Here is a 14,225-nt window from a genome sequence, read left to right as displayed (position 1 = left end):
CCTTTTTTGATTAAACGGGCACTGCCTCAATTATTGACAAATAGGAATCTGTGTTAATTATTTTATTTATCCTCAAATCAGCGCGTTCAAAGATAGCAGATAATTCTTTTTCAGAGCGAGCCTTACCCCCATCGAAGCTAGTCATTAAAAGAATATCAATTTCATATCGTCCCTGTTCATTATCGTCAGATTTTATCATCGGCTCAAAAATTAGCAGTCGAGAATCTTGCTTCATTGAACGTCTACAATTTTTTAGTATTTGAATTGATTTTGAATCTGGCCAATCCATCAAAATATATTTGAGCATATAAATATCGGCTGGGGGGCATTCTTCAAAAAAACTACCGGGGACAGTTTGCCATCGTTCATCATCATTGAGTAAGTGTAAGCGATTGCCAGCCAATACGTCGCTACGATCAAATAAGATACCTGTTAACGTTGGGTTTCTACGTAACACACACAACAATAAATTACCAAGCCCTCCAGCAATATCTGCAACTACTGCATTTTGAGGAAACTCATAGCTATCAACCAGCACCTCATTTTCTACAGACGACATCGATGCCATGCCAGCATGAAAAATGTTTTCCCCCATACTGGCAGGGCTTTGCTCCCAATACTCGTAAAACGGCATGCCAAACAGCTCGTTAAATACCGGACTTCCCTTCAAAACCCCATCTAATTGAGCGGCCGGTTGCCAAAAAGTTTTATCCGTTAACATCAACACTGCGGCACGTAATGAAAAATCATGTTGAGTACACAAAAACGTTGCCGATTGAGTCAAACAAAAAACACGTTCAGAGATCTCATGAAACACGCCTCTTGATGCCAAAATCCTCATAATTCTGTATAGAAAATCTTCACTTACTTTAGCCTCAGATGCCAAATCCTTAATTGATTTATTCCCATCTGCCAGATAATCTGCAATTCCCAGCACTGCAACAGAGCGCAATGCTGCTTGCCATACAAAACCCATACTTTGCTCTAATAAAAATATGGCTTCTTTACGCTCAAGAGAATTCAGCTTTTTATATGATAACATTTCACTACTCCTTTTCATTTTGATTCAGATAAAAAGTAAAACAAAATGCCAGTCATAAGCGTAAGTACAAAAATAGAATTTAACCATGAAATAAAAAATCATTATCCATGCGATAAAACCCTACATTGTAAAAATATGCGTACATGGCGATAGAAAAACGTAAAATAAAATAGCCACAGCCAAGGTTTACATTGCCAGACATACTCAGTTTTTGTAGACATTATTTTTAATTATCAAACATACTTTTTTCTTCCATTACTGCATTTTCCCAATGGGGGAGATATAGCACGCGGTTCTTCCTTCTCTCTGGTTGGATGAGGCGAACCTGCCGCTCGGTGATATACTGCAGGGATACCCCAATGTCTTTCGATGGGCTTCGCAGTTTGCCCTCACGGATGCACAGGAAATAGCGTGATACCGCGTACGATCAATACCTTCTGAGACCCGAGTCACGGGATTTGAGCAAGAAATTGCGTGACACAAGGGGCAGTCAGTGGGCTATAATTTCGAGCTAATTTCGAATGATTTTGAAATGATGCCTGTAAAGCTATGATTTATAGGCAAAAAACAAGTAATGAATATAAGGATTAAAGCTATGGGTTTTCTTTCCGGTAAGCGCATTCTGGTAACCGGCGTTGCCAGCAAACTGTCCATCGCATACGGCATCGCACAGGCTATGCATCGCGAAGGCGCTGAGCTGGCGTTCACCTACCAGAACGACAAGCTGAAAGGCCGTGTTGAAGAGTTTGCCGCGCAGCTGGGTTCCAGCATTGTTCTGGAATGCGACGTTGCACAAGACGAAAGCATCGATGGCATGTTTGCTGAACTGGCTAAAACGTGGGAGAAATTCGACGGTTTCGTTCACTCCATCGGCTTCGCACCTGGCGACCAGCTGGACGGCGATTACGTGAATGCGGTTACCCGTGAAGGCTTCAAAATCGCGCACGACATCAGCTCTTACAGCTTCGTAGCGATGGCTAAAGCTTGCCGTACCATGCTGAACCCGGGCTCTGCCCTGCTGACGCTGTCCTACCTGGGCGCAGAACGTGCCATCCCTAACTACAACGTTATGGGTCTGGCTAAAGCGTCTCTGGAAGCGAACGTACGCTACATGGCGAACGCGATGGGTCCAGAAGGTGTGCGCGTCAACGGTATCTCTGCAGGCCCAATCCGTACCCTGGCGGCTTCCGGCATCAAAGACTTCCGTAAAATGCTGGCACATTGCGAAGCGGTTACGCCGATTCGCCGTACCGTGACCATCGAAGATGTCGGTAACTCCGCAGCATTCCTGTGCTCTGACCTTTCCGCGGGTATCTCCGGTGAAGTGGTTCACGTTGACGGCGGCTTCAACATCGCTGCAATGAACGAGCTGGAAATTAAATAAGCTGTCACTCTCTTCCCCTCCGGGAAGAGAGTTCTTTACTCCCCGCTAACCCGTCGTTATTCCGTTCTGCTATTTGTTATCACCTAACAATATTTTTCCGTTCATCCGCCTTGCGCCAGGATATTGATCGCCATTTGAGATCAAGGAACGCCCATGGAACAACGCCGTTTTTCCGGCAAAGGCCACTGGTATCATGAAACCCAGTCAAACCACTCGCAGACGGAAGTTCTGCCTCTGGTACCCGAAGCCGCTAACGTCGACGATCGTTTTTTACTCGATTTAGCCTTGCCTGAAGAGATTATCGCCGCCTGTTCTGGCTGGCTTGACCCTGCCAGAGCCTTATGCGATCTGCTGTTCCCGCTCGACGTCACCGTAAACCGCCTGCATACCCTGAGCGCTTACGACAGAATGAGCACCGCATTGACGGTAGCGCAAGCCTGCGGTGTACAGCGATTATGTAATCACTATGCCGCCCTGCTCGCCCCGCTCCCCGGCCCCGACTCCTCACGCGAAAGCAATCGCCGTCTGGCACAAATTACGCAGTATGCTCGCCAGCTCGCCAGCTCACCTGACGTCATTGATGATAAAGCGCAGAACCAGCTTGATGAAGTGGGTCTGACAACCTACGACCTCGTGCTTATTAACCAGATTATTGGTTTTATCGGTTTCCAGGCGCGCGTTGTGGCAGTCTTCCAGGCGATGTTGGGACATCCCGTACGCTGGTTGCCCGGCCATCATATCCAGCCGCACACCGTGCCGGCTTTACCAGGCGCGTGGGTTCCAATTCTGCCCGTTGTTGAGCTGCGTTATGCAAGCGCTCATCAGTTGGAATCCCTTTCGCGCTGGCAGTCAGAGCCCTTGCTCCAAACGTTGACGCCCGTGCTCTGCCACGAACCGATGCTGCTGGATCTGACGGGCGAGATCCTGATAAACAGCCGTGATGATAACGCCCTGAACGTTCCGGCACTTTCAGCGGCCATCGACTTGCTGACGCGTTCCCCGGACCGCTTCAGCGCTGCGCAGTTTACCCCCCTTACCGACCAAGGATTCCCGGCCAGACAGGCGATCAGCCTGCTGACCCGAAGTGCATTTTTGGGCTGGCTTGAGCGGCTCAACATTGCGCTTGGTAAAGAGGAATAACCGTACTAATTACCCAAAGAGCGCTTGCTGTGACAGTGAGAATCGCGTAAAACTGTCAGCCGCTCAATGGCTACGAAAATAGAACATTATGTTTCAGGACAACCCGCTGCTAGCGCAGCTTAAACAGCAACTGCATTCCCAGACGCCGCGTGCTGAAGGGGTCGTAAAAGCCACGGAAAAGGGCTTTGGCTTCCTTGAAGTTGATGGCCAAAAAAGCTATTTCATTCCACCTCCGCAAATGAAGAAGGTGATGCACGGCGATCGCGTCATGGCCGTCATTCATACTGAAAAGGATCGTGAGTCCGCCGAGCCTGAAGAGCTGGTCGAAGCCTTCCTGACACGCTTCGTGGGTAAAGTGCACAGAAAAGACGATCGTCTTTCTATCGTGCCAGACCATCCCCTGTTGAAAGAGGCTATTCCTTGCCGTGCCGAGCGCGGTGTTGAACATGATTTTAAAGAGGGTGACTGGGCCGTTGCAGAAATGCGCCGCCATCCTCTTAAAGGCGATCGCGGTTTCTATGCTGAACTGACCCAGTTCATCACCTTTGGCGACGATCATTTCGTGCCATGGTGGGTGACGCTGGCGCGCCACAATCTTGAAAAAGAAGCGCCAAATGGCGTTGCGACGGAAATGCAGGACGAAGGTCTGGTGCGTCGCGATCTTACCGCGCTGGAATTTGTCACCATTGACAGCGCCAGCACCGAAGATATGGATGATGCCCTGTTTGCCGAAGAGAGCACTGACGGTAAATTGCATCTGACCGTGGCGATTGCCGATCCAACCGCATGGATTGTTGAAGGCAGCAAGCTTGACGACGCCGCGAAAATTCGCGCGTTCACCAACTACCTGCCGGGTTTCAATATCCCGATGCTGCCTCGCGAACTGTCTGACGATCTCTGCTCGCTGCGTCCGAATGAAGTACGTTCGGTACTCGCCTGTCGTATGACGATTGCCGCTGACGGCGCGATTGAAGACGACATTGAATTCTTTGCCGCGACAATCGAATCAAAAGCCAAGCTGGCTTATGACGCCGTATCCGACTGGCTGGAAGAGACCGGCAGTTGGAAACCCGAATCTGACGCGATTGCTGCACAAATCCGTCTGCTGCAGCGCATCTGCCTGAACCGAAGCGAATGGCGTAAAACCCATGCGCTGGTCTTCAAAGATCGTCCGGATTATCGCTTTGTCCTGGGCGAGAAAGGTGAAGTTCTGGATATCGTCGCTGAACCGCGTCGTATTGCGAACCGCATTGTTGAAGAGGCCATGATTTCAGCCAACATCTGCGCCGCACGCGTTCTGCGCGACAAGCTGGGCTTTGGTATTTACAACGTCCACACCGGCTTTGATCCGGCAAACACCGACGCGCTGGCAGCCCTGCTGAAAACGCATGATGTGCATGTTGACCCGGAAGAAGTGCTGACCTTACCAGGCTTCTGCAAACTGCGCCGGGAACTGGATGCTCAACCATCCGGTTTCCTCGACAGTCGTATCCGTCGGTTCCAGTCCTTTGCGGAAATCAGCACCGAGCCAGGCCCGCACTTCGGCCTGGGTCTGGAAGCTTACGCTACCTGGACTTCCCCGATTCGTAAGTATGGCGACATGGTTAACCATCGTCTGCTGAAAGCGATCGTTAAGGGAGAATCCATAGCGCGTCCGCAGGATGATGTCACTCTGCAAATGGCTGAACGCCGCCGCCTCAACCGCATGGCGGAACGTGACGTCGGTGACTGGCTGTACGCCCGCTTCCTTAAAGACAAAGCCGGTACCGATATCCGCTTCGCCGCTGAAATCATTGACGTCAGTCGTGGCGGTATGCGCGTCCGTCTGGTGGATAACGGTGCTGTTGCCTTTATCCCTGCACCGTTCCTGCATGCCGTTCGTGACGAACTGGTTTGCAGTCAGGAGAACGGTTCAGTACAGATTAAAGGTGAAACGGTTTACAAGGTTACTGACGTGATCGACGTAAATATCGCTGAAGTCCGCATGGAAACCCGCAGCATTATCGCGCGCCCTGTCGCCTGATAACCCGTTAAAATGTCGGCCATTTCCGTTGAGTCATGGCCGACATTCTTTTCTTTCAATCCGTCCCGAAAAATCCTCTTTTTTTCTCACTATTTTCAACGTCGAGCCGCCCAAATTCGCCAGAATTATCTACAGTAAAAGAGTGCTGTAATATTCGGCCACGTGAATTTTTACACGCTCAGTACGCCATTCCCCCCACTTGCTTTTAAAAAAATAAAACGGGGAAAACAATACGTTCACATCGGCTTGGCCGCTGTCACCCCGCGAAAAACCGATCGTAGATGAATAAATTTTGCGCTAACGACTAGCCGCAGGAGAAAACATGATGGACGGTCTGGAGCAGAATCTGCTGTTTCGCTATATGGGCACGCACAGCCCCTGGTGGCGGATATCAGCTGACAGCAATGCCCTGCATCTAGCCGCCAGTGAAAGCGCCGATGTCATTCAGGTTATTGCCCTGCAGGAAGACCAGGCCGATCTAATCCGCCAGTTAACCGTCATTACTTCCAGCATTTCAACGACATTATCGCTGTATGGCGTTGATGTTCCCGTCCATCTTGTCGGCCGTAAAATCAATAAAAAAGAGTGGGCCGGTACGGCCTCAGCCTGGAATGACACTCCTTCTGTTGCCCGCGACCTTGCACAGGGTCTCTCATTCGCTGAGCAGGTTGTTTCAGAAGCCAACTCCGTCATCGTTATTTTGGACCAAAACGGCAACATTCAGCGGTTCAACCGACTAAGTGAAGAGTATACGGGTCTGAAAGAGCAGGAAGTTATTGGTCAGAACGTCTTTAAGCTGTTTATGAGCCGCAGCGAAGCGGCAGCCTCTAAGCGTAACATCGCCGGATTCTTTCGAAATGGCAGTTCCTACGAGGTTGAACGGTGGATTAAAACGCGTAAAGGGCAACGATTATTTCTGTTTCGAAATAAATTTGTTCACAGCGGCAGCGGCAAAAATGAAATTTACCTTATTTGTTCCGGTACTGATATTACCGAGGAGCGCCGCGCCCAGGAGCGCCTGCGCGTGATGGCCAATACCGATACCATTACCGGTTTACCCAATCGTAATGCCATTCACGAACTGATTTCTGATGCCATCGACGCCCGCGGGGAAAATCAGGTTGGCGTGGTGTATCTCGACCTGGATAACTTTAAAAAGGTCAATGATGCTTATGGACACATGTTTGGCGATCAATTATTGCAGGCCGTTGCTCTCGCCATCCTGAGCTGCCTTGATGAAGGCCAGACCCTTGCCCGACTGGGTGGTGATGAGTTCATCGTCATGGCGACAGAGACCTCGCAGGGCTCCCTGGAAGCAATGGCATCGAGGATTTTGACCCGCCTGCGGCAGCCGTTCAGGATCGGCCTGATCGAGATTTATACGGGCTGTTCGCTGGGTATCGCCCTCGCACCGCAGCACGGTAACGATCGCGAAAGCCTTATCCGCAATGCCGATACCGCGATGTATACCGCGAAAGAGAGCGGCAGGGGCAAGTTCTGCGTCTTCTCACCGGAAATGAACCAGCGGGTATTTGAATATCTCTGGCTGGATACCAATCTGCGTAAGGCGCTGGATAACGACCAGTTGCTCATCCACTACCAGCCTAAAATGACCTGGCGAGGTGAAATCAGAAGCCTCGAGGCACTGGTGCGCTGGCAGTCGCCAGAGCGCGGCCTGATCCCTCCGATGGAATTTATCTCCTATGCAGAAGAGTCTGGCCTGATTGTGCCCCTTGGCCGCTGGGTCATGCTCGACGTGGTTCAGCAGGTGGCAAAATGGCGTGATAAGGGGATTAACCTGCGCGTGGCGGTGAACGTGTCTGCGCGCCAGCTGGCGGATCAAACCATCTTCAGTGATTTAAAGCAGGCCCTGAAGGATCTGGATTTTGAGTACTGCCCTATTGATGTGGAATTGACCGAAAGCTGTTTGATCGAAAATGAAGAGCTGGCGCTCTCTGTGATTCAGCAGTTCAGCAAGCTAGGGGCACAAATTCATTTGGATGATTTTGGTACCGGATATTCGTCGTTATCGCAGCTCGCCCGATTTCCAATTGATGCCGTTAAACTCGATCAATCCTTTGTTCGGGACATTCACAAGCAATCGATCTCGCAATCGTTAGTTCGCGCTATTGTCGCCGTCGCGCAGGCATTAAACTTGCAGGTTATTGCCGAGGGTGTGGAGAGCGCGAAAGAAGACGCCTTTCTGACGAAGAACGGCGTCAACGAACGGCAAGGTTTTCTCTTTGCTAAGCCAATGCCCGCTGCCGCCTTCGAGCGATGGCTAAAGCGTTATCAGGCGCGGAAAATGCGTTAACAGGCTTTGCTTAACCCCTTCTTCAGTAATATCCATCAACGCAAGCTCGGGCATAGGCGCGTAAGGCCTCCCGGCGGCCGTTCTGAATACAGTCGATAAAGTACCCTAATTAACGCATGGTTGCGCGTAGTTTTAGACTCATCCACTCATTCAACACGCTGCATGAGGGGGGATAAATTTATCACTGAAATTTATGTCATTTAGTTATTGTATTTTTTCCCTTCTCTTTTGATCCCATTTTCTGCATCATTGAAAATATTCACTTTTCGCTCCAGGGGAGAGATATGTCTAACATTGATGCACAGGCCGTGGCACAACGTATTGATACGGTGCTGGATATACTGGTTGCGGGCGATTATCACTCAGCGATCCGCAATCTCGAGATCCTGAAGTCTGAGCTTTTGGCACAGCATGGTGCTGAAATGGCCCCTGAAAGCAGACAGCCAAAAGCCCCGTGGGAAGTTTAATCCCACTCTTTCCGACCTCGTTTCGCTTTATTAAATGGATGCTATGAACTCCCGACAACAAATCATATTGCAGATGGTCATCGATCAGGGGCGCGTCAGCGTGGTCGATCTCGCCAAAACCACCGGCGTTTCTGAAGTCACTATTCGTCAGGATCTCAATCTTCTTGAAAAGCAGAGCTATCTGCGGCGTGCGCATGGTTATGCCGTCCCACTGGACAGTGAAGACGTTGAAACGCGCATGATGAATAACTACGCGCTGAAGCGGGAACTGGCAGAGTTTGCCGCCTCCCTGGTGAACAATGGCGAAACGGTCTTTATTGAGAACGGCAGCAGCAACGCCCTGCTGGCGCGTACACTTGCGGATCAAAAAGACGTAACCATCATCACCGTCAGTAGCTATATTGCGCATCTGCTAAAGGAAACGCGCTGCGAGGTAATTCTCCTGGGTGGAATCTACCAGAAGAAAAGCGAGAGCATGGTCGGGCCGTTAACCCGCCAATACGTCCAGCAGGTACACTTTAGCAAAGCGTTTATCGGCATTGACGGCTGGCAGCCGGAGACGGGCTTCACCGGCAGAGATATGATGCGTTCTGATGTAGTAAACGCCGTGCTGGAGAAAGAGTGTGAAGCAATCGTACTGACAGACAGTTCGAAATTTGGTGCAGTTCATCCTTACACTATGGGGCCGATATCGCGTTTTAGCCGAGTAATAACCGATGAACGCCTCAGTGACGACCATCGGAATAAGCTCGAAGCAGATGGCCTGATCGTCGATATTATTAAAAAGTCTTCTTGATACTTTCGCGCCCGACTTCCGGGCGCGTGTTACACATTCTCTGAGATAATTCCTACCCCTCCTTTAAGAGTTTTTACCTGTTTAACCTGCATTAAAGTCGTAAAATTAATGTTAGCGATATAACAGGAAGTGACTATCACCTGCGTGATTACGTAACACCTGCGCGACAAGCTTTCACGGAGAAAAGAACTTAAGTACTCGATTCGTCTATACTTAAAGCGTACATCTTTCCGTGAATCGATAATTCAGGAGAAAGTATTATGACCTTAACCAGCAAAAAATTAGCCGCCGCTGTTCTGGCAATCACTGTAGCAATGTCCCTGAGCGCATGCTCTAACTGGTCTAAACGTGACCGTAACACCGCCATTGGTGCCGGTGCAGGTGCTCTCGGTGGTGCAGTTTTAACGGATGGTAGTACGCTGGGTACTTTAGGTGGTGCCGCTGTCGGTGGTATTATCGGTCACCAGGTTGGCAAATAATCATTATATAAGCCTTCACGGGCATTACGATATTTGAACGTATTTCAGGTCTGACTTACGCACGTATAAAAAAAGAGCCACGGTAATTACCGTGGCTCATTTATTTTAACCGCCCGCCAGTTTTACTTTCATTCCTTTGGCCTCAAGGAGCGACTTAATGAGATCGCGCTTATCGCCCTGGATTTCGATAATGCCGTCTTTTACAGCACCGCCGCAGCCGCATTTTTTCTTCAGCTCAGCTGCCAGCTTGACCAGCTCAGCATCGTCCAAATCGATACCCGAAATCAGGCACACGCCCTTTCCTTTTCGACCACTGGTTTGACGCTGGATACGCACGATTCCGTCGCCTTTAGGGCGCTCCGCTTTTGCTTTTGGCTCATCAATGCGTCCAGAGTCGGTCGAATACACCAGACGACTGTTTGAATCAGACATTACATCCCCTTTCTCAGTGATGCATTGATCGCTTTAAGCGTCTCTGCCGGGTTCGCTGATTGCGTCACGGGACGTCCAATCACCATGAAGTCCACGCCAGCGGCCAGTGCCTGCTCAGGCGTCATTATGCGGCGCTGATCGCCAACTTCACTGCCCGCCGGACGAATCCCCGGCGTGACCAGTTTGAAGTCCTGGCCCAGCTCTGCTTTAAATCGCACCGCTTCCTGGGCGGAACAGACGACACCATCAAGCCCGCAGTTTAGCGTCAGGCGTGCCAGCCGTTCTGCATGTTCAGCGGGTGACAACGTCACACCCAGATCGCGCAAATCATTTTCATCCATGCTGGTCAATACGGTAACAGCAATCAATAATGGCGCATCGTTACCGAAGGCCACAAGCGCTTCACGCGCTGCCGTCATCATTCTCGCCCCACCCGACGCGTGTACGTTCACCATCCAGACGCCCAGTTCGGCCGCGGCGGCCACCGCATGCGCCGTGGTGTTGGGAATATCATGGAATTTCAGGTCGAGAAAAACGTCAAAACCGCGCTGTTGCAGATCGCGTACGATTTGCGGGCCAAACAGCGTGAACATTTCTTTGCCAACCTTCAGACGGCAGTCGCGAGGATCGATACCGTCGACAAAAGCCAGTGCGGCATCACGCTTATTATAATCGAGTGCAACAACAACAGGAGAATCAGTAACTACGCGGGAAGTAGAGGAAGTAACAGACGTCATGACCAGCCCTTTTCGTCTATGGGCGCGCAGCGGCGCGGAACAGATAAACGGGCAGCATTCTACCCGTCAATGCCGCAAATTGACAGGATCGTTTTGGTTTCCTACCAAGCCTAAAAACCGCACGGTGCTGGTTTGTTTCAGGAAAGCCGTTAGTATGTTGTAACTAAAATAAAGCCTTTTTAAAAATCACTGGCCGTCGAGGCCCCGTATTGGCTTAATCGTCGACCACGCTCGGCAGGAAGGACAGTGCCAGTACAAGGTATAGGCGGTAAAACCACACTTCTGGCAGCGGTAGCGCGGTTTGCTTCGCACCTGCTCACCCACCATGTCACGCAGCACCATCAGGCTCTCTTTGGCGCGCCCTTCCTCTGCATCGTGCAGATGGTAGTCCATGAGCTTGTGGAATACGCGCATCGTTGGATGACGCTGTAGTTGCCGCGTAATGTAGACCTGGGCGGTATCACTGCCCTCATGCTCTTCAACCACATCGGAGAGCATCAGCTCAGCCGTTGCACCGGTGTTTTCTTCCACGCAGCGGCGCAGGAATGCCACCCACTCATCTTGTTTATCCAGCTGCTGATAACAGGTTTGCAGCATCTCCAGCGTTTCACTGACCAGCTCTTTATCCTGATCGATAACCCGTAACAGGGATTCCACCGCTTTGGCGAACTCCCCGCTCGCCATAAAGACGCGCCCCATCATGATTGAGATGCGTGCGCTATTGCGGTCCGCAGCGGCACCTTTCTTCAGCAGAGACATGGCTTTATCCATGTCATCGTTGCCCATCTGCTGTAGCGCCAGCTCGCAGTAAAAATGGGCAATTTCAACACGCTGCTTGTCTTTACCCAGCTTCACCAGGCGCTCGGCGGTATCGATCGCTTTTTGCCAGTCGCTGGTGGCCTGATAAATTTGCAGCAGTTGCTGTAGCGCACTGATGCGAAAATCGGTTTCGTCCACCAGCTGTGAGAACATATCTTCTGCCCGATCGTATAGCCCTGCCGCCATGTAATCACGACCCAGCTGCTGCACGGCCAGTAAGCGCTGATCGTAGGTTAACGATGCGCTTTCCATGAGGGTCTGGTGGATACGAATGGCACGGTCAACCTCGCCGCGCGAGCGGAACAGGTTTCCCAGGGTGAGATGCGCCTCTACGGTGCCGGTGTCCTCTTTCAACATATCGAGGAACAGGTCCACCGCTTTATCCTGTTGATTGCTCAACAGGAAGTTCACCCCCGCAACGTAGTCACGGGAGAGTCGGTTTGCTTCATCCTGTTTTGTTTGTTGCGCACTTCTGCGGCCCATATACCAGCCATAGGCTGCGGCTACAGGCAAAAGCAGAAACAACAACTCGAGCATATTCGATTATTCCTTAACTACCGGCACACCAGAGCTCTCCGGAATGTCGGACGCAGGCGCAATGTTTTGTTCGAGTCGTTTGATTTTACGTTCAGCGCGAGCAAGAGAGACGCGTACTTTTAACCAGAACAGGCCGCACACCAGCCAACCAATGGCAAAACCCGCGGCGAACAGCACTGCCAGCAGGCTTGAAACGCGATACTCGCCCTGCGCCAGCAGATAGTTAAACGTTACTTGCTGATCGTTTTGCGCACCCAATGTGACCGAAATGACAAAAATCGCCAACACCAGTAAGAAAATGAGTAAATATTTCACATTACTTCCCGTTATGTGGTTCAAGCGAATAAAGTGTGTTCAACTTACCGCAATCAGCCTTATAAACTACCATTTTAGTGACGGGCGCGAAACGGAAAAAGTAGCGCGCCAGTCATGGATTTATGGGCAAAATGCGTAATATCAACCTTCAGGCGTCGCTTTGCTCCCTTTCGGCGATTTCTTCTTTCTCTTCCGGTGGCGGAGTCAACGGCCCGCAGAGTCGTTCCGCAAGCCAGGTGGCAAAAGTCACCAGCACCCAGGAAATCAGCGTTGCTACCACTAAATCTCGTGGCCAGTGCATGCCCAACAGTAATCTGCTGCCCATCACGCCAGTTGCCCAAACCAGCAATATGGCAATGGTCACGGTACGACGCCGCGGCCATAAAAGCCCAACGCCCAGTAGCGCCCAACTGGCAGCAAACATAGTATGTCCCGACGGAAACGCAAAGCCGGTCTCTTTTTGCCAGTGTTGACGTAAAAATTTCGGTATTTCCTGCTGCTCAGCCAGCTGTTCTTTCACCAGCGCACCGCGATCTTTTCGCTTTAAAGTGTAGAACTCATCCACCGGAACATGATGCGTTTTTTCCAACCACACGACGAAGGGACGCGGCTCTTGAACATGATCCTTGACCCATGACTTCACACCCTGACCAACCAGAATAGCGCCGCCGAGGATAGCAAACAGCATCACCGCTGCGCGTAAACGAAAACGAAGGCACCACAGGAACCAAGTACAGAGCACAACGTGAGTGATGATCCCCCACGGTTGGGTGACCGTCTCCGTTACCCAGTATAAGGTTTTCAGCCAGGTGGCGTTTTGGCCAGGCCGCCACATCCAGCCAGACAACCACACGGCTAAAGGCATAACAAGTAATACGGCCGCACCCGCTGCCGTTCGTCTGGCGATTGAAAGCATGTTTTCTCCTTTTACGCTAAGCCTCACAATCATAACTGAATTTCAGTCGACAGGTGGATATGTCGGATCGTGCGTTTAACGTTCGTATAGCATGGCGGCCATTAGGCGAACCTGCCGAGCTTGTGGCAAAATGAACAGATACAGAAAGCCAAACAGGCGAAAGGCACGAAACGTGTCAGCCTACTCTGGAGAATCACATGCAGCTTAAACGTGTGGCAGAAGCCAAACTGCCAACCCCATGGGGCGATTTCCTGATGGTGGGTTTTGAAGAACTGGCAACCGGACAGGATCACGTCGCCCTGGTGTTTGGTGATATTTCAGGACAGACGCCGGTGCTGTCCCGCGTGCATTCGGAATGTCTGACCGGCGACGCGCTTTTCAGCCTCCGCTGTGACTGCGGTTTCCAGCTTGAAGCCGCACTTTCCCATATCGCCGAAGAGGGCCGTGGCGTACTGCTCTATCACCGCCAGGAAGGTCGCAATATCGGCCTGCTGAATAAAATCCGCGCCTATGCGCTTCAGGATCAGGGTTACGATACGGTTGAAGCCAATCATCAGCTCGGCTTTGCCGCTGACGAGCGCGACTTCACGCTCTGTGCAGATATGTTCAAACTGCTGGGCGTTGATGAAGTTCGGCTGTTAACCAACAACCCTAAAAAAGTGGAAATCCTGACCGAAGCCGGGATTAATATCGTGGAACGCGTTCCGTTGATTGTCGGTCGTAACCCGAAGAACGCCCACTACCTTGATACCAAAGCTGCCAAGATGGGCCACCTGCTGAGCGAGTGACCGCAACATGCCCGGCGCATACGCCGGGCATGTTTC

General features: G+C 51.1%; 14 protein-coding genes. 8 read left to right on the top strand and 6 right to left on the bottom strand.

Annotated features, from left to right (window positions below):
* Nucleotides 1–10: 10 nt before the first annotated feature.
* Complete coding sequence (locus tag V5P19_RS04515) at nt 11–1,042, bottom strand: methyltransferase (RefSeq protein WP_334400511.1); 1,032 nt, start codon at nt 1,040–1,042, stop codon at nt 11–13.
* Between the two features lie 595 nt (nt 1,043–1,637).
* Here V5P19_RS04515 and fabI point away from each other — a divergent pair.
* The 7 genes from fabI to osmB all read left to right on the top strand — a co-directional run bounded on the left by fabI (nt 1,638) and on the right by osmB (nt 9,645).
* The gene (gene fabI / locus V5P19_RS04510) at nt 1,638–2,426 is read left to right on the top strand and encodes an enoyl-ACP reductase FabI (protein ID WP_042319917.1); all 789 of its coding nucleotides are present in this window, start codon (nt 1,638–1,640) and stop codon (nt 2,424–2,426) included.
* 153 nt (nt 2,427–2,579) lie between these two features.
* Nucleotides 2,580–3,566, top strand: a complete 987-nt coding sequence (locus V5P19_RS04505) for a CMD domain-containing protein (RefSeq protein ID WP_334400507.1) — start codon at nt 2,580–2,582, stop codon at nt 3,564–3,566.
* Between the two features lie 88 nt (nt 3,567–3,654).
* Nucleotides 3,655–5,589: an exoribonuclease II gene (locus V5P19_RS04500; protein WP_334400505.1), complete on the top strand. Its 1,935-nt coding sequence runs from the start codon at nt 3,655–3,657 to the stop codon at nt 5,587–5,589.
* A 322-nt stretch (nt 5,590–5,911) separates the two neighbouring features.
* Nucleotides 5,912–7,903, top strand: a complete 1,992-nt coding sequence (pdeR, locus tag V5P19_RS04495; RefSeq protein ID WP_334400503.1) for a cyclic di-GMP phosphodiesterase — start codon at nt 5,912–5,914, stop codon at nt 7,901–7,903.
* 284 nt (nt 7,904–8,187) lie between these two features.
* Nucleotides 8,188–8,370, top strand: coding sequence for a hypothetical protein (locus V5P19_RS04490; protein WP_334400501.1), 183 nt, complete (start codon nt 8,188–8,190; stop codon nt 8,368–8,370).
* Between the two features lie 43 nt (nt 8,371–8,413).
* Nucleotides 8,414–9,166: a DNA-binding transcriptional regulator YciT gene (locus V5P19_RS04485; RefSeq protein ID WP_334400499.1), complete on the top strand. Its 753-nt coding sequence runs from the start codon at nt 8,414–8,416 to the stop codon at nt 9,164–9,166.
* Between the two features lie 260 nt (nt 9,167–9,426).
* The gene (gene osmB, locus V5P19_RS04480; protein ID WP_008501216.1) at nt 9,427–9,645 is read left to right on the top strand and encodes an osmotically-inducible lipoprotein OsmB; all 219 of its coding nucleotides are present in this window, start codon (nt 9,427–9,429) and stop codon (nt 9,643–9,645) included.
* A 105-nt stretch (nt 9,646–9,750) separates the two neighbouring features.
* On the opposite strand, the gene yciH is transcribed toward osmB, so the two are convergent.
* The 5 genes from yciH to pgpB all read right to left on the bottom strand — a co-directional run bounded on the left by yciH (nt 9,751) and on the right by pgpB (nt 13,401).
* Nucleotides 9,751–10,077 (bottom strand): stress response translation initiation inhibitor YciH, encoded by a 327-nt coding sequence (gene yciH / locus V5P19_RS04475; protein WP_334400496.1) that lies wholly within the window; start codon nt 10,075–10,077, stop codon nt 9,751–9,753.
* Complete coding sequence (gene pyrF, locus V5P19_RS04470) at nt 10,077–10,814, bottom strand: orotidine-5'-phosphate decarboxylase (protein ID WP_334400495.1); 738 nt, start codon at nt 10,812–10,814, stop codon at nt 10,077–10,079. The genes yciH and pyrF overlap by 1 nt, the downstream gene beginning before the upstream one ends.
* Before the next feature lie 186 nt (nt 10,815–11,000).
* Entirely contained in the window at nt 11,001–12,170 is a 1,170-nt protein-coding gene (gene lapB, locus V5P19_RS04465) for a lipopolysaccharide assembly protein LapB (RefSeq protein WP_334400493.1), read from the bottom strand.
* Between the two features lie 6 nt (nt 12,171–12,176).
* The gene (locus tag V5P19_RS04460) at nt 12,177–12,485 is read right to left on the bottom strand and encodes a LapA family protein (RefSeq protein WP_061098000.1); all 309 of its coding nucleotides are present in this window, start codon (nt 12,483–12,485) and stop codon (nt 12,177–12,179) included.
* Nucleotides 12,486–12,633: 148 nt separating this feature from the next.
* Entirely contained in the window at nt 12,634–13,401 is a 768-nt protein-coding gene (pgpB, locus tag V5P19_RS04455; RefSeq protein WP_334400490.1) for a phosphatidylglycerophosphatase B, read from the bottom strand.
* Between the two features lie 197 nt (nt 13,402–13,598).
* On the opposite strand from pgpB, the gene ribA reads away from it, so the two are divergent.
* The gene (gene ribA / locus V5P19_RS04450; protein WP_003856813.1) at nt 13,599–14,189 is read left to right on the top strand and encodes a GTP cyclohydrolase II; all 591 of its coding nucleotides are present in this window, start codon (nt 13,599–13,601) and stop codon (nt 14,187–14,189) included.
* Nucleotides 14,190–14,225: the final 36 nt, after the last annotated feature.

It is taken from the genome of Enterobacter sp. UNJFSC 003, assembly GCF_036903355.1.
In the GTDB taxonomy this organism is placed as follows: Bacteria; Pseudomonadota; Gammaproteobacteria; order Enterobacterales; family Enterobacteriaceae; genus Enterobacter.
Note: the sequence above shows the minus strand (reverse complement) of the source record. Positions and strands in the feature narration are given on the sequence as shown.

What these genes read in the sequence shown, in the direction of transcription:
- V5P19_RS04515 (WP_334400511.1), bottom strand. Translation starts at nt 1,042, where the DNA reads ATGTTATCATATAAAAAGCTGAATTCTCTTGAGCGTAAAGAAGCCATA.
- fabI (WP_042319917.1), top strand. Translation starts at nt 1,638, where the DNA reads ATGGGTTTTCTTTCCGGTAAGCGCATTCTGGTAACCGGCGTTGCCAGC.
- V5P19_RS04505 (WP_334400507.1), top strand. Translation starts at nt 2,580, where the DNA reads ATGGAACAACGCCGTTTTTCCGGCAAAGGCCACTGGTATCATGAAACC.
- V5P19_RS04500 (WP_334400505.1), top strand. Translation starts at nt 3,655, where the DNA reads ATGTTTCAGGACAACCCGCTGCTAGCGCAGCTTAAACAGCAACTGCAT.
- pdeR (WP_334400503.1), top strand. Translation starts at nt 5,912, where the DNA reads ATGATGGACGGTCTGGAGCAGAATCTGCTGTTTCGCTATATGGGCACG.
- V5P19_RS04490 (WP_334400501.1), top strand. Translation starts at nt 8,188, where the DNA reads ATGTCTAACATTGATGCACAGGCCGTGGCACAACGTATTGATACGGTG.
- V5P19_RS04485 (WP_334400499.1), top strand. Translation starts at nt 8,414, where the DNA reads ATGAACTCCCGACAACAAATCATATTGCAGATGGTCATCGATCAGGGG.
- osmB (WP_008501216.1), top strand. Translation starts at nt 9,427, where the DNA reads ATGACCTTAACCAGCAAAAAATTAGCCGCCGCTGTTCTGGCAATCACT.
- yciH (WP_334400496.1), bottom strand. Translation starts at nt 10,077, where the DNA reads ATGTCTGATTCAAACAGTCGTCTGGTGTATTCGACCGACTCTGGACGC.
- pyrF (WP_334400495.1), bottom strand. Translation starts at nt 10,814, where the DNA reads ATGACGTCTGTTACTTCCTCTACTTCCCGCGTAGTTACTGATTCTCCT.
- lapB (WP_334400493.1), bottom strand. Translation starts at nt 12,170, where the DNA reads ATGCTCGAGTTGTTGTTTCTGCTTTTGCCTGTAGCCGCAGCCTATGGC.
- pgpB (WP_334400490.1), bottom strand. Translation starts at nt 13,401, where the DNA reads ATGCTTTCAATCGCCAGACGAACGGCAGCGGGTGCGGCCGTATTACTT.
- ribA (WP_003856813.1), top strand. Translation starts at nt 13,599, where the DNA reads ATGCAGCTTAAACGTGTGGCAGAAGCCAAACTGCCAACCCCATGGGGC.